Annotated in this window: 21 protein-coding genes; 15 read left to right on the top strand and 6 right to left on the bottom strand. The window is 64.0% G+C overall.

Going from position 1 to position 21,198, the window contains the following annotated elements:
- Positions 1-204: 204 nt before the first annotated feature.
- Both ACQR1W_RS28490 and ACQR1W_RS28485 read right to left on the bottom strand, forming a co-directional pair.
- On the bottom strand, positions 205-693 hold the full coding sequence (locus tag ACQR1W_RS28490; RefSeq protein ID WP_434853902.1) for a hypothetical protein: 489 nt from the start codon (positions 691-693) through the stop codon (positions 205-207).
- A 551-nt stretch (positions 694-1,244) separates the two neighbouring features.
- On the bottom strand, positions 1,245-2,075 hold the full coding sequence (locus ACQR1W_RS28485) for an alpha/beta fold hydrolase (protein ID WP_434853901.1): 831 nt from the start codon (positions 2,073-2,075) through the stop codon (positions 1,245-1,247).
- Between the two features lie 609 nt (positions 2,076-2,684).
- On the opposite strand from ACQR1W_RS28485, the gene parC reads away from it, so the two are divergent.
- From parC to ACQR1W_RS28460, 5 genes are all read left to right on the top strand, one after another.
- Positions 2,685-4,937 carry a DNA topoisomerase IV subunit A gene (parC, locus tag ACQR1W_RS28480; RefSeq protein ID WP_434853900.1) on the top strand — a complete coding sequence of 751 codons (2,253 nt, stop codon included), beginning with the start codon at positions 2,685-2,687 and terminating at the stop codon, positions 4,935-4,937.
- A gap of 81 nt (positions 4,938-5,018) precedes the next feature.
- Positions 5,019-5,975: a cation diffusion facilitator family transporter gene (locus ACQR1W_RS28475; RefSeq protein ID WP_434853899.1), complete on the top strand. Its 957-nt coding sequence runs from the start codon at positions 5,019-5,021 to the stop codon at positions 5,973-5,975.
- A 201-nt stretch (positions 5,976-6,176) separates the two neighbouring features.
- Positions 6,177-7,172, top strand: coding sequence for a CDF family Co(II)/Ni(II) efflux transporter DmeF (dmeF, locus tag ACQR1W_RS28470; protein ID WP_434853898.1), 996 nt, complete (start codon positions 6,177-6,179; stop codon positions 7,170-7,172).
- 27 nt (positions 7,173-7,199) lie between these two features.
- Complete coding sequence (locus ACQR1W_RS28465; protein ID WP_434853897.1) at positions 7,200-8,474, top strand: adenylate/guanylate cyclase domain-containing protein; 1,275 nt, start codon at positions 7,200-7,202, stop codon at positions 8,472-8,474.
- 60 nt (positions 8,475-8,534) lie between these two features.
- The gene (locus tag ACQR1W_RS28460) at positions 8,535-8,969 is read left to right on the top strand and encodes a universal stress protein (protein WP_434853896.1); all 435 of its coding nucleotides are present in this window, start codon (positions 8,535-8,537) and stop codon (positions 8,967-8,969) included.
- A 107-nt stretch (positions 8,970-9,076) separates the two neighbouring features.
- Here the strand turns inward: ACQR1W_RS28460 and ACQR1W_RS28455 are convergent, their stop codons facing one another.
- Positions 9,077-10,309, bottom strand: coding sequence for an MFS transporter (locus ACQR1W_RS28455; protein WP_434853895.1), 1,233 nt, complete (start codon positions 10,307-10,309; stop codon positions 9,077-9,079).
- Between the two features lie 260 nt (positions 10,310-10,569).
- Between ACQR1W_RS28455 and ACQR1W_RS28450 the strand changes: the two genes are divergently transcribed.
- Positions 10,570-11,949, top strand: a complete 1,380-nt coding sequence (locus ACQR1W_RS28450; RefSeq protein ID WP_434853894.1) for an Nramp family divalent metal transporter — start codon at positions 10,570-10,572, stop codon at positions 11,947-11,949.
- Between the two features lie 66 nt (positions 11,950-12,015).
- Here the strand turns inward: ACQR1W_RS28450 and ACQR1W_RS28445 are convergent, their stop codons facing one another.
- From ACQR1W_RS28445 to hemB, 3 genes are all read right to left on the bottom strand, one after another.
- Positions 12,016-12,792, bottom strand: a complete 777-nt coding sequence (locus ACQR1W_RS28445) for an arginyltransferase (protein WP_434853893.1) — start codon at positions 12,790-12,792, stop codon at positions 12,016-12,018.
- 75 nt (positions 12,793-12,867) lie between these two features.
- Positions 12,868-13,413: an RDD family protein gene (locus ACQR1W_RS28440; RefSeq protein WP_434853892.1), complete on the bottom strand. Its 546-nt coding sequence runs from the start codon at positions 13,411-13,413 to the stop codon at positions 12,868-12,870.
- Between the two features lie 150 nt (positions 13,414-13,563).
- Entirely contained in the window at positions 13,564-14,628 is a 1,065-nt protein-coding gene (hemB, locus tag ACQR1W_RS28435; RefSeq protein ID WP_434853891.1) for a porphobilinogen synthase, read from the bottom strand.
- A gap of 208 nt (positions 14,629-14,836) precedes the next feature.
- On the opposite strand from hemB, the gene ACQR1W_RS28430 reads away from it, so the two are divergent.
- From ACQR1W_RS28430 to ACQR1W_RS28390, 9 genes are all read left to right on the top strand, one after another.
- On the top strand, positions 14,837-15,310 hold the full coding sequence (locus ACQR1W_RS28430) for a DUF6163 family protein (RefSeq protein WP_434853890.1): 474 nt from the start codon (positions 14,837-14,839) through the stop codon (positions 15,308-15,310).
- Between the two features lie 400 nt (positions 15,311-15,710).
- Entirely contained in the window at positions 15,711-16,223 is a 513-nt protein-coding gene (gene ldtR / locus ACQR1W_RS28425) for a transcriptional regulator LdtR (RefSeq protein ID WP_008969902.1), read from the top strand.
- 188 nt (positions 16,224-16,411) lie between these two features.
- Positions 16,412-16,639, top strand: coding sequence for a hypothetical protein (locus ACQR1W_RS28420; protein ID WP_008969901.1), 228 nt, complete (start codon positions 16,412-16,414; stop codon positions 16,637-16,639).
- Between the two features lie 10 nt (positions 16,640-16,649).
- On the top strand, positions 16,650-16,871 hold the full coding sequence (locus ACQR1W_RS28415; protein WP_008969900.1) for a hypothetical protein: 222 nt from the start codon (positions 16,650-16,652) through the stop codon (positions 16,869-16,871).
- A 90-nt stretch (positions 16,872-16,961) separates the two neighbouring features.
- Positions 16,962-17,417, top strand: coding sequence for a hypothetical protein (locus ACQR1W_RS28410; protein WP_434853889.1), 456 nt, complete (start codon positions 16,962-16,964; stop codon positions 17,415-17,417).
- 201 nt (positions 17,418-17,618) lie between these two features.
- Positions 17,619-18,923: a serine hydroxymethyltransferase gene (glyA, locus tag ACQR1W_RS28405; RefSeq protein WP_434853888.1), complete on the top strand. Its 1,305-nt coding sequence runs from the start codon at positions 17,619-17,621 to the stop codon at positions 18,921-18,923.
- A 13-nt stretch (positions 18,924-18,936) separates the two neighbouring features.
- On the top strand, positions 18,937-19,422 hold the full coding sequence (gene nrdR, locus ACQR1W_RS28400; RefSeq protein WP_008969897.1) for a transcriptional regulator NrdR: 486 nt from the start codon (positions 18,937-18,939) through the stop codon (positions 19,420-19,422).
- A complete protein-coding gene (gene ribD, locus ACQR1W_RS28395) occupies positions 19,419-20,567 on the top strand; it encodes a bifunctional diaminohydroxyphosphoribosylaminopyrimidine deaminase/5-amino-6-(5-phosphoribosylamino)uracil reductase RibD (RefSeq protein WP_434853887.1) in 1,149 nt (382 codons plus the stop codon). Before nrdR ends, ribD begins: the two co-directional genes overlap by 4 nt.
- Positions 20,568-21,176, top strand: a complete 609-nt coding sequence (locus ACQR1W_RS28390) for a riboflavin synthase (protein WP_434853886.1) — start codon at positions 20,568-20,570, stop codon at positions 21,174-21,176.
- Positions 21,177-21,198: the final 22 nt, after the last annotated feature.

Below are 21,198 nucleotides of genomic sequence, written 5' to 3'. Positions count from 1 at the left end.
TCCGGAAAAGTGTCATGCGGATTTCCCTCGCGACAAACGCGGAACGCGTTTGCGCGGAGATCATGCTCAATCAAAAATTTGGAGCGCGACGGCAATTCGACCGATCCATCGCGCTCTGGTGTCCCGGCTCTGACGTTCGTGTCACTTGTCGCAAACAGGTATGCGAACGTCAGAACCGAAGGATACCAATATAGTCGCGCTGCGCTAGTACCAGGTGTTTCCGCACGCATTGATCCATTGCCAGCCCCAGGGCGTCCAGCTGCGCTGCCAGCAGCCGTCGTAATAGCCATAGCCGGCGTACAGGAATGGCGCGCCGAAGAAGGCAAAACGGCGGTGGTGGTGGAAGAAGAAGGCGTGACGGCCGATAAAGTGCCCGCCATGCCAGCCCGCGCCGCCGAAGCGGGGTGCGAAGGCAGCATGCGCTCCCATCGGCCCGCCGGCAAAGCGAGCGCCCCCGAAACGTGCGCCACCGAAAGCCGGTCCGCCAAAATGCGCGCCGCCCATGCCGCCCACGTGCATGCCGCCGCCGCCGCCGAAATGGCCACCGCCGAAGCCGCCGCCAAAACCGCCGCCATGGCCGCCACCGCCACCAAAGCCGCCGCCGCCACCACCACGGGCGAGAACGGGCGAGGCGATCGCGAGTGAAGCGGCGAACGCCGCCGCGACGATACCGGTGAGAAGCCTGTTGGTCATCGGAACATCCTCCATACCATGCGGCGATAGTCGCGCCGCCCGAGGAGGACCAGATGAGGCGCCGGCAGCCTCTGCTTCAACTTACAAATGTGCCAGTTTCTGACAGGGAAGTTAGGAATGCGCGGCACGCGATGTCGTGAACGCGACGCGCTGACATCGTTTGACTGAGATCGCATCCAATTGCGATGTCCCGCGCTGGTGTGAAGCGGACCGGCTGTCCAAATGCGCTTTCTTCTCGTCACATTCATGCCCCGCCGGCTTGGCGTCAGCCAGCCCCCGGTCTTTGCTGCGCCCTCTACTTGTTAGAGGGAGATCGAAATTGATAGCTCGGATGCGAACGGTTGCGAGAATGACGGCGTGAGACGGATGGGACGAAGCCACATATTCAGTGTCGTCCCGGGCGTAGACCCGGGACCCATATCCGCAGGCCGACGTCTTTGTACGGCACGGAGTACGGCCTGCGCCACAAACTCCTCCCTGGGATTATGGATCCTCGCTTTCGCGGGGATGACAGTGGAGAATGTGGCGCCGCCGGTGTGATGGCTACGTGCTTATCCCTTGATGAACGCCAAGAGATCGGCGTTGATCACGTCGGCATGGGTGGTGGCCATGCCGTGCGGGAAGCCCGGATAGGTCTTCAAGGTGCCGTGCTTCAACAGCTTGATGCCGATCTTGGCGGAATCGTCGATCGGCACGATCTGGTCGTCCTCGCCATGCATCAAGAACACCGGGACGTCGATCGCCTTGAGGTCCTCGGTGAAGTCGGTCTCGGAGAAGGCCTTGATGCAGTCGTAATGTGCCTTGGTGCTGCCCATCATGGCCTGCCGCCACCAGTTGCGGATCACGCCTTCCGACACTTTCGCGCCGGCCCGGTTGAAGCCGTAGAACGGTCCGGCCGGGATATCCAGGAAGAACTGGGCGCGGTTGGCGGCGAGCGCCGCGCGAAAGCCGTCGAACACGTCCAGCGGGAGGCCGCCGGGGTTCTTGTCGGACTTCACCATGATCGGCGGCACAGCGCCGAGCAAAGCGGCCTTGGCGACGCGGCCCTTGCCGTGGCGCGCGACATAGTGGGCGACCTCGCCGCCACCGGTGGAGTGACCGACATGAATAGCATCTTTCAGGTCGAGCTTCTGGACCAGCGCGGCGACGTCGGCTGCGTAAGTGTCCATCTCGTTGCCGTGCTCGGTCTGGCTGGAGCGGCCATGGCCGCGGCGATCATGGGCGATGACCCGAAAGCCCTGGTGCAGGAAGAACAGCATCTGGGTGTCCCAGTCGTCGGCCGAGAGCGGCCAGCCATGATGAAACACGATGGGCTGGCCGGTGCCCCAATCTTTGTAGAAAATCTGCGTGCCGTCGGATGTCGTTACGAATCCTGAGCTCATGGGGACTTGCCTTTCTTCCTTGTTTAAGTGCCGCTTTAAAGGAGCGGGGTATCACGCTTGCGCTCGCCTCAGCATTTAACAATGGCAAGGACGACGCGGCTGCCAACCTAGCTGACATCAGTGACATTCTCAGCAACAGACACGCGATTGAGGCGTCATGCCACGATCAGGAAATGGTTACGAGAGATTCAAATTATGGCCGTCATGCATTCGTGGTCGCGTTGATCGAGCGGTGGCTGACGAGGCCGGACTTGCACGTTCCGAATGCAGGACTGTCCGGCCACGAGCGAATCTTGAGCAAATGGACAAAGTGATTGCGCCCTTGCTGGACTCGATGCGGCAGTTGCGCCGGCTCACCTCGCCAGCGGGGCGCGCGCCAGGGTGGGGGCGCGGGGGTAGACTCCGGCCAGCGATGTCAGCAATTTGGGCGCAGGCTGATTCGGGACTTCGAGGCCGCGCGCGGCCGGAAGCGGCGCCCACCGGCCGCTTTTCCAGGTCCGAAACAGCGGCGCGCGACATTGCACCGTGCCGCCCGATCGCCTAAAGCGTGGTCCAAAGTTGATCAAGAATGCTCATTCGATGAGCTAACCCACTGAAAGCGTAGAGCTAATGGGCAAGACCCTGATTCCGCCGGAACCGGCCGAGATCCACGACGTGGCGCTGCGCGAGGCGCTCGAGGAGCGCTATCTCAACTACGCGCTCTCCACCATCATGCACCGGGCGCTGCCTGACGCGCGCGACGGCCTCAAGCCCGTGCACCGGCGCATCCTCTATGGCATGCGGCTGTTGCGGCTGGATCCCGGCACCGCCTTCAAGAAATCCGCGAAGATCGTCGGCGACGTGATGGGTTCGTTCCATCCGCACGGCGACCAGGCGATCTACGACGCGATGGTGCGGCTCGCGCAGGATTTCTCCTCGCGCTATCCGCTGGTCGACGGCCAGGGTAATTTCGGCAATATCGACGGCGATAACGCGGCTGCCTACCGCTACACCGAAGCGCGCATGACCGATGTCGCGCGGCTCCTGCTCGACGGCATCGACGAGGACGGCGTCGAGTTCCGCCCGAACTATGACGGCCAATCCAAGGAACCGGTGGTCTTGCCCGGCGGCTTCCCGAACCTGCTCGCCAACGGCGCGCAGGGCATCGCGGTCGGCATGGCCACCTCGATCCCGCCGCACAACGCTGCTGAGCTTTGCGACGCCGCCCTGCATCTGATCGAGAAGCCGGAAGCCAAGTCGCGCGCGCTGCTCCGCTGGGTCAAGGGTCCGGACTTCCCGACCGGCGGCATCGTCATCGATTCCAAGGAAGCGATCACGGAGGCCTACACCACCGGTCGTGGCTCGTTCCGCGTTCGCGCCAGATGGAAGCAGGAAGAGGGCTCCCGCGGCACCTGGGTCGTGGTCGTCACAGAGATTCCTTATCTGGTGCAGAAGTCGCGGCTGATCGAGAAGATCGCCGACCTTCTGAACGAGAAGAAGCTGCCGCTGGTCGGCGACATCAGGGACGAGTCGGCCGAGGACGTCCGCCTCGTCATCGAGCCGAAATCGAAGAACGTCGATCCCGAGCTGATGATGGAATCGCTGTTCCGGCTCACCGAGCTCGAGAACAAGATCCCGCTCAATCTCAACGTTCTGGTGAAGGGCAAGATCCCCAAGGTGCTGGGGCTCGCCGAATGCCTGCGCGAATGGCTCGACCATCTGCGCGACGTGCTGCTGCGGCGGTCGAACTATCGCAAGAAGCAGATCGAGAACCGGCTGGAGATCCTCGGCGGCTACCTGATCGCGTATCTCAACATCGACGAGGTGATCCGGATCATCCGCACCGAGGACGAGCCGAAGCCGGTGTTGATGAAGCGGTTCAAGCTCACCGAGGTGCAGGCGGACGCCATCCTCAACATGCGCCTGCGCTCCTTGCGCAAGCTCGAGGAGATGGAGATCCGCACCGAGGACAAGGATCTCCGCAAGGAGCTGAAGGGCATCAATTCGCTGCTGGCCTCCGAGGCCGAGCAGTGGGCCAAGGTCGGCGAGCAGGTCAAGACCGTGCGCGAGATGTTCGGGCCGAAGACCCCGCTCGGCAAGCGCCGCACCAATTTCGCCGACGCGCCCGAGCATGACCTTGCCGCGATCGAGGAGGCGTTCGTCGAGCGCGAGCCCGTCACGGTCGTCGTTTCGGAAAAGGGCTGGGTGCGCACGCTCAAGGGCCATGTGGAGGATCTCTCCAATCTGGCGTTCAAGACCGACGACCAACTCGGCCAGGCCTTCTTTGCCGAGACCACCTCCAAGGTGCTGCTGTTCGCCAGCAACGGCAAGTTCTACTCGCTCGACGTCGGCAAGCTGCCGGGCGGCCGCGGCCATGGCGAACCGATCCGCATGTTCATCGATCTCGATCAGGACGCCTCGATCGTTTCGATGTTCGTCAACAAGGGCGGCCGCAAATTCCTGGTGGCGAGCTCCGATGGCCAGGGCTTCGTCGTCACCGAGGATGACTGCGTCGGCACCACCCGCAAGGGCAAGCAGGTGCTGAACGTGTCGGCGCCGGCGGAAGCGCGCGCGATCACCACCGTGGCCGGCGACCAGGTCGCCGTGATCGGCACCAACCACAAGATGGTGATCTTCCCGCTCGACCAGGTGCCCGAGATGGCGCGCGGCCGCGGCGTGCGACTGCAGAAATACACCAGCGCCCAGCTGTCGGACGTCGCGACCTTCGATCAGAAGGAGGGTCTTGGCTGGAAGGATTCGTCCGGTCGCGACCAGGGCCTGAGCTGGAAGGAGCTCGCCGATTATCGCGGCAACCGCGCCGATGCCGGGCGGATCGCGCAGGGCCTGCCGAAGTCGAACAAGTTCAACCGGCCGATCGAGTAGTCGTAATAGTATTCGTTCGGACGCCGTCTATATACGAGCTTGCAGCCGCCCCGGGGGCGGCCGCAAGCGGAAGGCAGACGGATGGCGCATTCTCATTTTGATGGTCATGATCATGCGCACGATCATGACCATTCTCACACCCACGGCCATGCCGGGCACAATCACGCACCGGCCAGCTTCGGTGCGGCATTCGCCATCGGGGTCGCGCTCAACACCGGCTTCGTGGTCGTCGAGTTCATCTTCGGCTATGCCGCGCATTCGCTGGCGCTGATCTCGGACGCCGTCCACAATCTGTCCGACGTGATGTCGTTGCTGCTGGCCTGGGGCGCAATGTGGCTATCCGGCAAGCAGCCGACCGAGCGGCACACCTATGGTTATCGGCGCGCTTCGATCCTGGCCGCGCTCGTCAATGCGGGCCTGCTGCTCGCGGTGGTCGGGGGCATCGCGGTCGAGGCGGTCGACCGGCTGCAGACGCCGGCGCCGGTCGCCGGCGCGACCGTGCTCTGGGTCGCCGGCATCGGCATCATCATCAACGGCGCCACCGCGCTCTTGTTCATGCGCGGCCGCCATAGCGACCTCAACATCCGCGGCGCCTATCTGCATATGGCCGCGGATGCCGGTGTGTCCCTGGGCGTCGTGCTGGCGGGTCTCGTCACGCTGCTGACCGGCTGGCTCTGGGTCGATCCGATCGTGAGCCTCGGCATTGCCCTCGTGATCCTCGTCAGCAGCTGGGAGCTGGCGCGCGACAGCGTCAACCTGGCGTTGGACGCGGTGCCGCGCGACATCGTGCTTGGCGCGGTGCGCGACTATCTGGCAGGGCTCGATGGCGTGAGCGAGGTCCACGACCTGCACATATGGGCGATGAGCACCAGTGAGACCGCACTGACGGCCCATCTGGTCCGGCCCGGTGGCACCGACGATGCCTTCCTGCACCGGGTCTGTGCGGAACTGACACACCGCTTCAACATCCAGCATCCGACCCTGCAGGTCGAGATCGACGGCTGCGCCTGCAAACTCGCGCCGGCGCACGTGGTGTGAGCGATGGCTCGGGTCGCAAGCTGGGGCAGACTGGTTATGCGATCGGGGCAGTCACCGTGATCAGCAGGTCCGCGCTGCCAGCCGGCGCGGCATCGAATTCCCGGCCGCGTCGTGATAATGTCAGAGATCGTGTCTGTAGTCGTTGCCGGATGCTGCCGCCGGGAGCAGGGCGCACGCAGACGTCGGCTTTAGGAGAACGGAATGCCATCACGTGCGGATCAATGGGCGCATGATCACGTGTTTCTCGGGGCCCAGCACGAGCGCAATGAGCGCCGCACCTGGTTCGTGGTCGCAATCACGCTTGTGATGATGATCGGCGAGATCGTCGCCGGCTCCCTGTTCGGCTCGATGGCGCTGCTCGCCGACGGCTGGCACATGGGGACCCACGCGGCGGCGCTCGGAATTGCGGGGCTCGCCTACCTCTTCGCGCGTCGCTATGCACGCAATCCGTCCTTCACCTTCGGGACCGGCAAGTTCGGCGAGCTTGCCGCCTTTTCCAGCGCCATCATCCTGCTGCTGATCGCTATCCAGGTGGCCTACGAAAGCGCGCTACGCCTGATCAACCCGGTTCCGATCGCCTATGGCGAAGCGGTGGCAGTGGCGGCGCTGGGGTTGATCGTCAATCTCGCCAGCGCCTGGCTGCTCGGTGACTCCCACGACCATCACCATCATGGCCACAGCCACGATCATGCTCACGACCATGACCATGATGACGATCATGATGATCACGATCACGGTCATGATCATCATCGCCACCATCATGCTCACCATCACGACAACAACCTGCGCGCGGCCTATGTCCATGTGCTGGCGGATGCGGCGACTTCGGTGCTCGCGATCGCCGCCCTCCTGGTCGGCATGTATTCGGGCTGGGCCTGGGCGGATGCCGCCGTCGGCCTGATCGGCAGCTTCGTGATTGCGAGCTGGGCCTATGGGCTGATCCGCGATGCCGGCTCCGTGCTGCTCGACGTCAATGCCGACCGGCGGCTCGAGGCCACCATCCGGGCGCGGCTCGAGGCCGGCGGCGACCGCGTCACGGATCTGCATCTGTGGCAGGTCGGTCCGGGACATCGGGCGGTCGTTGTCTCGCTCGTGTCGGGCAACCCGCTGGCGCCCGCAACCTACAAGCAGCGCCTCAGGGATCTGGCGACGCTGAGCCATGTCACGGTGGAAGTCGAGCACGGGCGGTCGTCCTAGAAACCGAATGACAGACAAAGACAGAAAATGGACAGCTCCGACCGTCTCGCGCTGAACAATTGGATCATCGGCCAGAGCCTCACCGGCATGGCCGAGAACGACCTGTTGCGCGGCTTTTGCGAGCGCTGCTGCGAGGCGGGCATCGAGCTGTCGCGTGCCATGACCTTCATCGATACCCTGCACCCGATTTTCGAAGGCCGAGGCTTCCGCTGGAACGACACGCCGACCAACGAACGTGACAGTTTCGAATACGGCTCGAGCAATGAGGGCGAGGCGGCGCAGAACTGGCGGCGATCGACCTTTCACTACATGCTCGAGAAGGGGCACGACGAGTTCAGCATCGACCTGACCAATTGCGCCCATCTCGACTTCGGCATGATCCATGACCTTGCGCAAAAAGGTCATCAGCACTTCCTGGCCTTCGTGCATCGCTTCGGCGAGGCCGGCACGCTGGGCCAGATGGACTGCTTCTACTCTTATTGGCTGACCCGCCGCGATGGCGGCTTCACCGAGATGCAGATCGCGGCGCTGCGTGATCTGGTGCCGCTCTTGGCTCTCGCGATCAAGTCGGCCCAGCAGGTCGATATTGTACGAACACTGGGGCGCGTTTATCTGGGACGCGATGCCTCGGAGCAGGTGCTGCGCGGCCGGATCTCGCGCGGTGTCACCGAACGCATCAATGCGGTGCTCTGGTTCTCCGACCTGCGCGGCTCGACCGCGATCTCGGAAAGCATCTCGCCGGACGAGATCATCCCGCTGCTCAACGACTATGCGGAGGCCTCGATCACGGCGATTCATGACGCCGGCGGCGATGTGCTAAAGCTGATCGGCGATGGCGTGCTGGCGATCTTTACCGGGAGCGATATTGCCGAAGCGCGCCGCGCCGCCCTTCGCGCCGAGCACCGGTTTCGCCTCAATATCAGCGCGCTCAACGCGCGCCGGGCCCAGGAGGGGCGGCCGGTGACATCGGCCTATGTCGGGCTGCATGTCGGAGAGGTGTTTTACGGCAATATCGGCAGCGAGGACCGGCTCGACTTCACCGTGGTGGGGCCAGCCGTGAACGAGGTGAGCCGCATCGCTTCGATGTGCCGGTCGATCGATCGCGAACTCCTGGCCTCGGCGGAATTCTGCGACGGTCTCGATGAGGAAGGTCGACCCTATCTGGTCTCGACCGGGCGCTATGCGCTGCGGGGCATCGGACGCGCCCAGGACCTCTATACGCTCGATCCGGAGATCGCTGCGAGCGAGGCGGTAGCCCGCCGCTACGAAGCCTATCTCGAGGCTGACGCGGCTTATGCTTGAGCCATATCAATGCCGGCCATCGCCGACTCTGCCCAGCATCATCTGCTGGGAGATGACACCATGTATACGCATATTCTATTGCCGACCGATGGTTCCGACTTGTCCAAGGCAGCGATGAAGCACGGCATCGCGCTCGCCAAGGCGACGGGCGCAAAGATCACGGCGCTCGTGGTCTCGACGCCGCTGCAGTCGCTGGTCGTGGACCCTTCCGCCGCGACCAAGGCGCTGGCGCAGTACAAGGCTTTGGTCGCCGAGCAGACCGCGAAATACCTGGATCATGTCAAGGAAGACGCCGAGCGCATGGGCGTCGCCTGCACCACGCTCAGCGTCGAGCACGACAAGCCATACGAAGCGATCGTGGATACCGCGCGCGACCACGGCTGCGATCTGGTGGTGATGGCCTCGCATGGTCTGCGCGGCGTCTCGGCGATCCTGGGCAGCGAGACGCTCAAGGTGCTAACGCATTCGACCGTTCCGATCCTGGTCTATCGCTAGAGCATGGTCCGGAAAGTGCGAAGCGGTTTTCCCTCGCGACAAACGCGGAAACGCGTTTGCGCGGAGATCATGCTCAATCCCGGCCTAGAGCGCGATCTCATCGCGCTCTAGGCCGGCTGCATCTCCGGCTGGCGTGCGAGCGTCACGGCGGGCGAGGTCAGGATCACCAGGGCCTGCAAGCCGAAAATGAGTGCGACGAGATAGAGGCAGACCTCCGCCCCATAGGTGCCGCCGATCACGGCGCCGAGCAGCGATCCCAGCGGGCGCGCGCCATAGCTCAAGATGTTGATGGCGGAGACGCGTCCGAGCAGGTTCGCCGGCGTCACCGACTGGCGCAGCGTCGTGGTCGAGATCACCCACAGGATGGGGCCGGCGCCGAGCAGGAAGAAACTCACGCCGGCCAGCCACGCCGAGGGGATCACAGTGGTCAGCGCCATGATCAGCGCCGCGACAAAGCCGGCCACCGGACCCAGCCCGATCACGGTGCCGAACGGCAGCCGTCGCATGATCCGGGTGGCGAGGAGGGCGCCCATGACCATGCCGGCTCCGAACATCGAGAGCACGGTGCCGACGCCGGTCGCCGCCAGCCCCAAACGATGCACGGCGTAGGGCACGAACACGGCCAGGAGCAGAAAGTGCGCAGTGTTGAAAATGAACTGGGTGACGAACACCGGGCGCAACAGCGGATGGCGCAGAACGAAGGCGGCGCCTTCCTCGATGTCCTGTCGTGGGTGCCGCTGGGGTACCGGCGCGCGGGCCGGCTCGTCGATGCCGGCGAGGCAGCCGACGGCGGCGATGGACAGTACTGCGGCGCAGGCGAAGGCGGGTGCGGCTCCGATCCAGCCCACCAGCATGCCGCCAAGCGCAGGCCCCGAGGCAAAGGCGATCGTCCGGGCAAGCTCGATGCGCGCATTGGCTGCGGGCAACAGCGCCGGTGTCACCAGCGAGGGGACCAGCGCCGGCGCCGCGACGCTGAAGACCACCGTGCCGCAGACGGCCGTGAAGCCGAGTCCTGCGAGCAGAGGCAGCGTGATGCCGCCGAGCAAGATCGCGAGGACGATGGTGAGCAGGGCAAGCGCGCGCAACGCCTCGGCCGAGGCCATGAGGACGCGCCGCGAGCAGCGGTCCGCCAGCAGCCCGGCGGGAATCGCGAATAGAATGAACGGGGCGGTGAGGGCGGTCTGCAACAGGCCGGACTGCCCCTCGCCGATGCCGAGCAGGAGCACGGCCACGATGGGGGCGGCAGCCAACGCAATCTGTTCAGCCGATTGGGCCGCAAGGTTGGACCAGGCCAGGCGATTGAACGTCGCAGGCAGTGAAGGCGCGTCGGAACGGGACATAGCGGAATCCGGAGGTGAAGTTACCTCGGTATTGTCGCGATCCCGGCTGCTCGCGCCCACCCGCTTTCCGACTTGCTGCTTTGACTTGCCGTATTCCGATTTGCCGGTTCCAACTTGGCCCTCAGAGACCGCCGGGTCGCCGCAGCAGGTCTCACGACAGACATCCGGCCAGCGGACGCTGACAGCTGCTCGGAACGGATGCTTTCAGATGCAGTTGCAAATCAGTTGCATTAAAAGCAATCCTGGTTCAAGATAACATCATGGACGCACGCTCGTCAGATTTTTCGCAAGCGCATCGGGTCGCGGGACCCGATGGCGGGCCGCTGGCGCATGGATGGCGGGGCGACCGCGGAGCTCCGTCTTTGGGGGAGCTGTTCGGGTCGGTGCGGACCGTTGCCAAGGGATCGCTGTGGCGCAAGCTGCTGGCGTTTCTCGGTCCCGGCTACCTGGTCGCCGTCGGCTATATGGACCCTGGGAACTGGGCGACCTCGCTCGCTGGCGGCTCCAAGTTCGGTTACGCGCTGTTGTCGGTTGCGCTGCTGTCGAACCTGATGGCGATCGTGCTGCAGTCGCTCTGCAGCCGCCTTGGGGTGGCGACCGGCCGCGATCTCGCGCAGGCCTGCCGCGATTCGACCCCGCGCTGGGTCTCGATTCCGCTGTGGCTGTCAGCGGAGATCGCGATCACCGCGACCGATCTTGCCGAGGTGATCGGTACCGCGATTGGTCTTGGTCTGTTGTTCGGCATTCCGCTTGGCGTTGGGGTCTGCATCACGGCGCTAGACGTTTTTCTGATCCTCGCCTTGCAGGCGTTCGGCTTCCGCTGGATCGAGGCCTTTGTCGTCGCGCTGTTAGGGATCATCGCCGCTTGTTTCGCGGTCCAGATCGCCATGGCCGATCCGGATTGGGGCGCCGTGCTGAAAGGTTTCGTGCCGACCCGGCAGCTCCTGGCCAATTCCGAGATGCTCTATCTTGCGCTGGGCATTCTCGGCGCCACCGTGATGCCGCACAATCTCTACCTCCATTCGGGTCTGGTGCAGACCCGCGGCTACGGTGACAGTGCGGAGGAAAAGCGCGAAGCGATCACGCTGTCGACGATCGATTCCTCGATCGCGCTCTGCCTTGCGCTGACCATCAATGCCTCGATCCTGATCCTGGCCGCCGCCACCTTCCATAAGAGCGGGCAGCTGGAGGTGGCCGAACTGGACCAGGCACATTCGTTCCTGGCGCCGCTGCTCGGTTCGACCCTGGCGCCGAGCCTGTTTGCCATTGCGCTGCTCTGCTGCGGCCTGAACTCGACGATCACCGCGACCTTGTCCGGCCAGATCGTGATGGAAGGCTTTCTCAACTGGCGGATCGCGCCATGGCTGCGGCGCCTGATCACGCGGATGATCGCGATCGTGCCGGCTGTCGTGGTCACGATCTGGGCCGGCGAGAGGGCGACCGGTCACCTCCTGATCCTGAGCCAGGTCGTGCTCAGCCTGCAGCTGCCATTCGCGATCGTGCCGCTGGTCCTGATCACGGCGAGCCGCACCAAGATGGGCGCTTTCGTCGCGCCGCGCTGGTTGACTGCGATCGCGACCGTGATCGCGGTCGCGATCATCGCGCTGAATGCGAAGCTGGTGTGGGACTATGTGAGCTGAAGAGGCGATGACGCAGAGGGAATAGCGAACAGGGGAAGATCGCTTTTCTATTCGCTCCTCGCTTCGTTAGTCCTGCGGCTCCGGCGCCGTGCGGCCCTCCGCATCGATGCGCAGCCAGCCGGCCGCTGCCAGCCGCTGCTGCGGCAGATAGCGGCTCTTGTAGTCCATCTTCTTGGAGCCCTCGATCCAATAGCCCAGATAGACATAGGGCAGGCCCTGCCGTCGTGCGCGGGCGATGTGGTCGAGGATCATGAAGGTGCCGAGCGAACGGGTTGTCTCCGACGGATCAAAGAACGAATAGACCATGGACAGCCCGTCGCTGAGCACGTCCGTGAGCGCCGCCGCGACGAGCTCGCCGCCGCGCCCGTTGGGGCCGTTGCTCAGGTTGCGGCGTCGATACTCGATGATGCGGGTCTCGACATGGCTGTCTTCGACCATCATGGCGTAGTCCAGCACCGTCATGTCGGCCATGCCGCCATGTCTGTGCCGCTGGTCGAGATAGCCGCGGAAGATCGAATATTGTTCTGAGGTCGGCACCGCGCTGCGCTGCTCTCCAACCAGATCGGCATTGCGGGCCATGATCTTGCGGAAATTGCGCGACGGCCGGAACTCGTTGGCGATCACCCGCACCGAGACGCAGGCTCGGCACTGGTCGCAGGCCGGGCGATAGGCGATCGACTGGCTGCGCCGAAAGCCGCCATGCGTGAGCAGGTCGTTGAGATCGGTGGCCTTGTCGCCGACCAGATGCGTGAAAACCTTGCGCTCCTGCCGCCCTGGGAGATACGGGCAGGGCGAGGGCGCGGTCAGGTAGAATTGCGGGGTATCACGCGAGTGCTGGGTCAAGGATGCTCATCAGCCTCCGAAGCGATGATGCACAGAATTGCGCTCCGGACGCTGCCGGTCAATCGGTTTGATCATTCAATAGGTGCGGGCAGGCTCAACGAGTTGCGAACGGACCGAGGTGTTGACCACCACGGTTCCCAATACGAAGTCGTGCAACAGCCGGCGGCGGCTGTTGAAGAGACCGATCAGAAGCACAAAGGGCGATAGCACCGAGATCGAGATCCAGAAGCACACCGCGTGCACGGCACCGAGCACAAAGTAGCCTGGTGCGCCGTACCAGGTGCGCAACTCAAGGTCCATCAGCCGCATGCCGATCGTGGCCGAATGCGGTCCGCCGATGGTGCTGCCGTAATAGACCAGCGCCCAGATCACCGACGCCGGTGACACCAGCCAGAACAGCACCCAGCCGAGGCCGAGCGTGATCAGACCGAAGACTGCAATGAAGATCACGGCCAGGATCACGGGAATTGCGAGGACGACCAGATCGATGAGGAACGCGACCATGCGCCGCAGCGCCACGCCACGAAACAGCTCCGGCTGTCGATAGGGATCGTAGGCGTGCGGTCGCACGCCCGGTCCGCCGCTGCTCCAGCCGCTATTGTCCGAGCCCATATAGGCCATGGATGCCTCCTCCCGATTGGCAAGCAGGACATGGGAACCGCCGCCGTTGTTGCAAGGGGCTGCGCGGCAACCGGTGATGGCAATATTCCGGCGATTCCACGGCCGCGCCAGGATGACCCAGCGGCAGCTGCCTGTCTCTTCGGTCGTGAACTACGAATTCTGCTGGCGCAGCTTCTCCGCTGCCTGCGGGGCGAAATAGGTCAGCACGCCATCGGCGCCGGCCCGCTTGAAAGCCACCAGGCTTTCCATCATCGCGCGCTCGCCGTCGATCCAGCCATTGTTCGCGGCCGCCGCGATCATCGCGTATTCGCCGGAGACCTGGTAAGCGAAGGTCGGCATTCCGAACGTGTCCTTCACCCGCCGGATGACATCCAGATAGGGCAGGCCCGGCTTCACCATCACCATGTCGGCGCCTTCGGCGATGTCGAGCTCGACCTCGCGCAAGGCTTCGTCGGAATTGGCGCTGTCCATCTGGTAGGTGCGCTTGTCGCCGCTCAAGGTCTTGGCCGAGCCGATCGCGTCGCGGAACGGGCCATAGAAGGCGGAGGCATATTTCGCCGCATACGCCATGATCTGCACGTCCTGGAAACCGGCCTGATCGAGCGCCTGCCGGATCGCGCCGACGCGTCCGTCCATCATGTCCGACGGCGCGATGATGTCGCAGCCGGCCTCGGCCTGTACCAGCGCCTGCCGGACCAGGACGGCCACGGTCTCGTCGTTGAGGATGCGGCCATCCTTGATCAGCCCGTCATGGCCGTGGCTGGTGAACGGGTCGAGCGCGACGTCGCAGAGCACGCCGATCTCCGGGAACTCCGCCTTGATGGCGCGCACCGCCTGGCAGACCAGATTGTCGGGGTTGCAGGCCTCGGAGCCGTGTTCGTCGCGCAGCGACGGATCGGTGTAGGGGAACAGCGCAAGGCAGGGGATGTTCAGCCTGACCGCGCGTTCAGCGTCGCGAACGATCTCATCGACGCTCAGCCGGTCAACGCCGGGCATCGAGGCGACCGTGGTCCGCGTCTTCTCGCCCTCGACCACGAACAGCGGCCAGATCAGATCGTCCGTCGTCAGCACGTTTTCGCGCACCAGCCGACGCGCCCATTCGGCCTTGCGGTTGCGACGCGGACGGATCGTCAGATCGAGAGCAGGGGCCGCTGTGGTTGCCACGCCGCGCGCAACGTCGCGCATTTCGATCGGACGCCCGAATTTGATCGCCATTGGGGTTTGGCTCCTTGAGGAGGCCGCTGGGCCGGCTGATTTGACTTGTTGTAATTCCAATATTCTGTAGCACTTCGCTCCTGCGCCGTCACTTGAGCTGGCGCAAGCCGCCCATTTGATTTTGGCGCAGCAGCTCACCAAAAATTGCCGTCCTGGCAGTCGATCAAGGTGCCATACGAGGATCATTGCGCGATGATGCGGGGTCTTGATGCCTGAAATACCTACGGCGCGCGATCTGCCGCGCGACGGCGCCATGGGCGCCATGTCGGTTGCGGCGCTGTCGTCGGAACGCATGGAGAGTGACGAGAACGTCTGGACGCGGCGGCTCGTGCTGTTCCTGCGGGTGATGGCGATGCTGTCGATCGCCAAGGGCCTCTACCACTGGGCGCAGGTGACGGGCTTCATCGGTGGCGAGGATGAAGCGTTCGAGAACCAGCCGATGGCCTGGCAGGCGGCCACGGTCTACTTTGCCGTGATCGAGCTGGTTGCGGCGGTCGGGCTCTGGCTCGCAACGCCATGGGGTGCGGTGGTCTGGTTGACGACCGTGGTGTCGATGGCGGTGATCGAGTTGATGTTCCCCGGGATCTATGGCGGCAGCCTGATCGTGGTCGGGGTCGAGGCCGTGATGCTGGCGGCCTATCTCGTCCTGGCCTGGATGGCGGCGCGGGAGCGTCCGCCATAGCCCCGTTTCCGACACGGCCGTGTTAAGGGCGTCGGCATCGTGAGGTTGCGCGCAACGATTTTTGCCTCTCGATCTTTTCTATACGTTGCGGGTAACGTTTCGAACACCTTAAAGCCGTTTGCCACAGCTGTTACGCGCTCCTTAGCGCGGCGCGAGGCACCTGTTTTGGAATGTGACAGGGGGTGAGACAAAGCGCGAACATCGCGCGGTCACCGTCAACGGGATATTGCAAAAAGCCCTTGAATCGCAGGCTTAAAGGAGGATTCACTCTCTTAAATTCATTCCGTATTTATGCTCTTGTTTAAGCCGATCTTCAAATCGGCCCCCTTAAGCTCGTTTTATCAGGCGGGACAAAAGTTTCGTCGAATAAGTCGACAAAAACGACTACAGGGGAAGTGTCATGATGAAAGCCGTCGCAACGGCTGTGGAGACTGAGCGCGCGCCCGGCCAGGGCACCGTGCAGTCGCTTTATCTGGAAGCCTTGACCTTGGTGGAGCGGCTGCATCGCCGCCTGCTCGACGTCATCAAGGATGAGTTCGATCGCCGCGGCCGTTCAGACATCAACTCGGTTCAGGCGCTCCTGCTCTACAACATCGGCGACAAGGAGTTGACCGCCGGTGAGCTGCGTACCCGGGGCTATTATCTCGGGTCCAACGTTTCCTACAATTTGAAGAAGCTGGTCGAGCTGGGCTTCCTCGATCATCAGCGCTCGCGCGTTGATCGTCGCTCGGTCCGCATCCGGCTGACGCCGCAGGGCCAGGAGATCCGCAAGATCGTCGAGGCGCTGTATCAGAAGCACGTGAAGACGGTGGAGCAGGTGGGTGGCATCTCCAACGAGGAGTTCGCCACGCTCAACAAATCGCTGCACCGGCTCGAGCGCTTCTGGACCGACCAGATCCTGTATCGTCTCTGATCGCAGCTCCATCGACAAGGCTGAACCGGCGTAAAGAACCGGAAGGCTGAGCTTCGCACCTGACATATCCCGACGCGCCGGCCCGTCTCGCGAGCCGGCGCTTTTGTTTTCGCGCCCGCAAAAACACCCGTTCCTCATTGGAACCACATCGCCTGATCCGGCTTATCATTCGTGCCGGAGGATGGGTGATGCTGGTCGAACGTGGCAGTCAGGTGATGAGCGTGGAGGTGGTGAGCGATGCCTATGCCATCGCTGCGAACTACCTGCGTCGCTCGGGCGCCATGCCTGACACGTTTCAGCCGAACGACCGCCTGGTCGATATCATCGTCCACCTGTTTCAACGCGGCGAGTTCAACAAGCTCAGGCTCGCCAACAAGGCGATCGCAACGTTCGAGGCTGCGACGCCGCGTGAGTGAAGGGGACATCATGGAAGCTGCCATCGATCGGATCATGCACACCTATGACCTGCTGGCGAATCGTTCCGCCGCAGCGAGCGAAGAGGCGCGGCGCAAGGTGGCTGATTATGTGAAGACGCTGTTCGAGGCGGGCGAGCGCGACCCGCACCGGCTGACCGTGTGCGGCCTGACCTATCTGCGACAGCTCGAGGGCCGGGTCGATCCGGTGAAGGCGGGTTATACCGGGCTTTAACCTGAGCCATCGCGTAAAGCGGTTGCGTTGCCACCAAGACAACCTGTATGAAGCGACCGCTTCATACAGGTTCTTGTTTTGGGGAGCATGATGCTGGGGCTGTCGCGCGTGTTCTACATTCCGCTGTTGCTCATCGCGACCTGCTCCCAGAACGAATCGCCGCCTGTCGATGCGGTTGCTGCCGCCGCCCCGCAGGCGCCGGTGCTGGTGGAAAATCCCACCAAGGTCGGCGAATGCGCGGAGCGAACGATCGCTGAGATCGCGGACTTCTCCGGTGAGAAGCTTTCGCGGAAGCCGATCAAGAAGGGCGTGATCGATCCCGGCAGCTACGTTCGTTACACCAACAAGGATACGCAGGTGTCGCACGAATGGGACGCGGCGCTCGCCCATTCGAAGGTGGGCGACAAGGTTCGGTTCTGCCTCGTCTCGATTCCGAAGGATTGTCCGCCCGGCGACAACCGCGGTCGCGTGTACGAAACCACGAATCTGAGGACCAACGGGGTCTGGACGATGCAGGACGACCCGCATATGTGCGGTGGGGCCTGAGACGACAGGCCGGATCGGCGCTCGCGCTGAAGGGGCTTTCAGCCTGCCGCCGTCCACCATATCTGGCATAAATTGGCGGTCTGACCGCAAGTGCTTGGCCTGACACCCGCGCTGTGGTAATGGCCAGGGGTTCTTTCCGACCGCGTCCAAGAAACCGACCGCAATCCGCTAAAGGCTTGCGGCCGTGGAGATATTTCGCCGATGACAACCTCCAGCGCCAAGCCCTCATCCGCCCTCGATTCCTTCTTCACCGCCCCGCTCGCCGAGGCCGATCCGGAGATCGCCGCCGCCATCAAGGGCGAACTCGGCCGCCAGCGCCATGAGATCGAGCTGATCGCCTCGGAAAACATTGTCAGCCGGGCGGTGCTGGAAGCGCAGGGCTCGGTCATGACCAACAAATATGCCGAGGGGTATCCGGGCGCGCGTTACTACGGCGGTTGCGAATGGGTCGATGTCGCCGAGAACCTCGCGATCGACCGCGCCAAGAAGCTGTTTGGCGCCAACTTCGCCAATGTGCAGCCGAACTCCGGCAGCCAGATGAACCAGGCGGTGTTTCTGGCGCTGCTGCAGCCCGGCGACACCTTCATGGGCCTCGACCTCGCGGCCGGCGGTCACCTGACCCATGGCTCGCCGGTCAACATGTCCGGCAAATGGTTCAAGGCCTCGCACTACACGGTGCGGCGCGAGGACCAGCTGATCGACATGGATGCGGTCGCCAAGCAGGCGGAAGAGGTGAAGCCGAAGCTGATCATCGCCGGCGGCAGCGCCTATTCGCGCCCCTGGGATTTCAAGCGCTTCCGTGAGATCGCAGACAGCGTCGGCGCCTATTTCCTGGTCGACATGGCCCATTTCGCTGGTCTCGTGGCCGGCGGCGCCCATGCCTCGCCGGTGCCCCATGCGCACGTCACCACCACCACGACGCACAAGTCGCTGCGCGGCCCGCGCGGCGGCCTGATCCTGTGGAATGACGAGCAGCTGACCAAGAAGCTGAACTCCGCGATCTTCCCGGGCCTGCAGGGTGGTCCGCTGATGCATGTGATTGCGGCCAAGGCGGTGGCCTTCGCGGAAGCGCTGCGGCCGGAGTTCAAGGTCTATGCCCGAAACATCGTTGAGAATGCCAAGGCGCTGGCCGAAGCCCTGCGTGGTCACGGGTTCGACATCGTGTCCGGCGGCACCGACAATCACCTGATGCTGGTCGATCTCAGGCCGAAGGGGCTGAAGGGTAACATCTCGGAGAAGGCGCTGGTCCGCGCCGGCATCACCTGCAACAAGAACGGCATCCCGTTCGATCCGGAAAAGCCGTTCGTCACCTCCGGGCTGCGTCTGGGCACGCCGGCCACCACGACCCGCGGCTTCGGCGTCGCCGAGTTCAAGCAGGTCGCCGGCATGATCGCCGAGGTGCTCAATGCGCTCGCGCAGGCTCCGGACGGCAGTGCGCCGCTGGTCGAAGCCGCCGTGAAGGAGAAGGTGAAGGCGCTGACCGATCGTTTCCCGATCTATCAGTAAGGCAAAAACCTAAATGCGCTGCCCGAGCTGCAACAGTCTCGATACGCAGGTGAAGGATTCCCGTCCCACCGAGGATTCCGCCGTGATCCGGCGGCGACGGGTCTGCGTCTCCTGCAATTTCCGCTTCACCACCTTCGAGCGCGTGCAGCTGCGTGAACTCACCGTGATCAAGCGCAACGGTCGCCGTGTGCCGTTCGATCGCGACAAGCTGATGCGCTCGGTGCAGATCTCCCTGCGCAAGCGTCCGGTCGACCCGGAGCGGGTGGAGAAGACGGTCTCGGCGATCGTGCGCGAGCTCGAGAGCGGTGGCGAGTCCGAGGTGTCGTCGGAGGCGATCGGCGAGATCGTGATGGAGCATCTGCGCCAGCTCGACGACGTCGCCTATGTCCGCTTCGCCTCGGTCTATCGCAACTTTCGCGAAGCCAAGGATTTCGAGGCCGTGCTCGGCGAGCTCTCCTCGGAGGAGGACGCGCCGCGGCTTGCGCCGGTCCGCAAATGATCTTCCGCGTGCTGGTCGATCAGGTCGGCGAGAAGCTCCGCGCGCAGAAGGAAGCCGATCGCCGTTTCATGCAGCTGGCGCTGTCGCTTGGCCGTCGCGGGCTGGGGCGGACCTGGCCGAATCCGGCTGTCGGCGCCGTCGTGGTCAAGGATGGCGTGATCGTCGGCCGCGGCTGGACCCAGCCGGGCGGGCGTCCGCATGCCGAGCCCGAGGCGCTCAGGCGCGCGGGCGAAGCCGCGAAGGGCGCGACACTCTATGTGACGCTCGAGCCATGCTCGCATCACGGCAAGTCGCCGCCCTGTGTGGATGCGGTGATGGCGTCCGGCATCGCGCGCGTGGTGTCCGCGATCGAGGATCCCAATCCGCAAGTCGCAGGGCAGGGGCACGCCAAGCTGCGGGCCGCGGGTATCCAGGTCGAGGTTGGGCTGTGTTCGGCTGATGCCGCGCGCGACCACGCCGGCCATTTCCGCCGCGTCCGGGACGGTCGCCCGCATATCATCCTCAAGCTTGCGGTGTCTGCCGACGACAAGATCGGCGCGGCCGGCCACAAGCCGGTTGCGATCACTGGCGAGGCGGCGAGAACACGCGTCCATTTGTTGCGCGCGCAATGCGATGCGATCCTGGTCGGCATCGGCACCGTGCTGGCGGATGATCCGCTGCTGACCTGCCGGCTGCCGGGGATGGCAAGCCGCTCGCCGGTGCGGGTGGTGCTGGACACGGCGCTGCGCATTCCGGGAGACAGTCGGCTGGTGCAATCGGCGCGAGCGACCCCGCTCTGGCTGGTCTGCGCCGAAACGGCCGAAGCCGCGGCGGTAACCCGGCTCGGCGCAGCCGGCGCACAGGTGATCCGGATGCCGCCATGTCCGTCACCGGGACTGGATCTGCCGGCCGTGCTGCAGGCATTGAGCGCGCACGGCATCACCCGGCTGATGGTCGAGGGCGGCAGCCGCATCGCGTCGCATTTCGTTGCCAGCGGGTTCGTCGACGAAATCTGGCTTTTCCGCGGACCCGATGTCATTGGCGAAGGCGGCATCGCTGCGCTGGACGCATTGCCGCTGGCCGCAATCACGCAGTCGTCGGCCTATCGCGTTCGTGCTAGCGACACGCTCGACACCGACACCCTCTCGATCTACGAGCGCGCGTAAATGTTTACCGGCATTGTCACCGATATCGGCGAGATCGAAAGTCTGACGCCGACGGCGCAAGGGCAGCTGCATCGCTTGCGCATCGCCTGCCATTACGATCGTGCTACCATTGCAGATGGCGCATCGATCGCCAATAATGGCGTCTGCCTGACCGTTGTGCAGTCGGGCATCGCCAACGGCAAAACCTGGTTCGAGGTCGACGCCGCCGCGGAGACGCTCGCCCTCACCACGGCCAAGGGATGGAAAGCCGGCACCCGGCTGAACCTGGAGCGCGCGCTGAAGATCGGCGACGAGCTCGGCGGCCACATCGTTGCCGGCCATGTCGATGGGATCGCAACCATTGTCAGCCGTGAGGACCTGCCGGACATGGCGCGCTTCACGCTGAAGACCACGCGCGAGCTGGCGCGCTTCATCGCGCCGAAGGGCTCGGTGACGCTCGACGGCGTCTCGCTGACGATCAACACGGTGGAGGATGTGACCTTCTCGGTGCTGATCATCCCGCATACGCTCGAGGTGACGACCTTGTCGTCCTGGCAGGCGGGGACCGAGGTCAATATCGAGGTCGACCTGATGGCGCGCTACGCGGCGCGCCTGACGGATATGAAATAGGTCAGCCGTCATGCCCGACCTG

Origin of the sequence: Bradyrhizobium sp. HKCCYLS1011 (genome assembly GCF_051167795.1) — a bacterium.
Classification (GTDB): domain Bacteria; phylum Pseudomonadota; class Alphaproteobacteria; order Rhizobiales; family Xanthobacteraceae; genus Bradyrhizobium.
The sequence above is the reverse complement of the archived record's forward strand: the minus strand, read 5'-3'. Positions and strand labels throughout refer to the sequence as shown.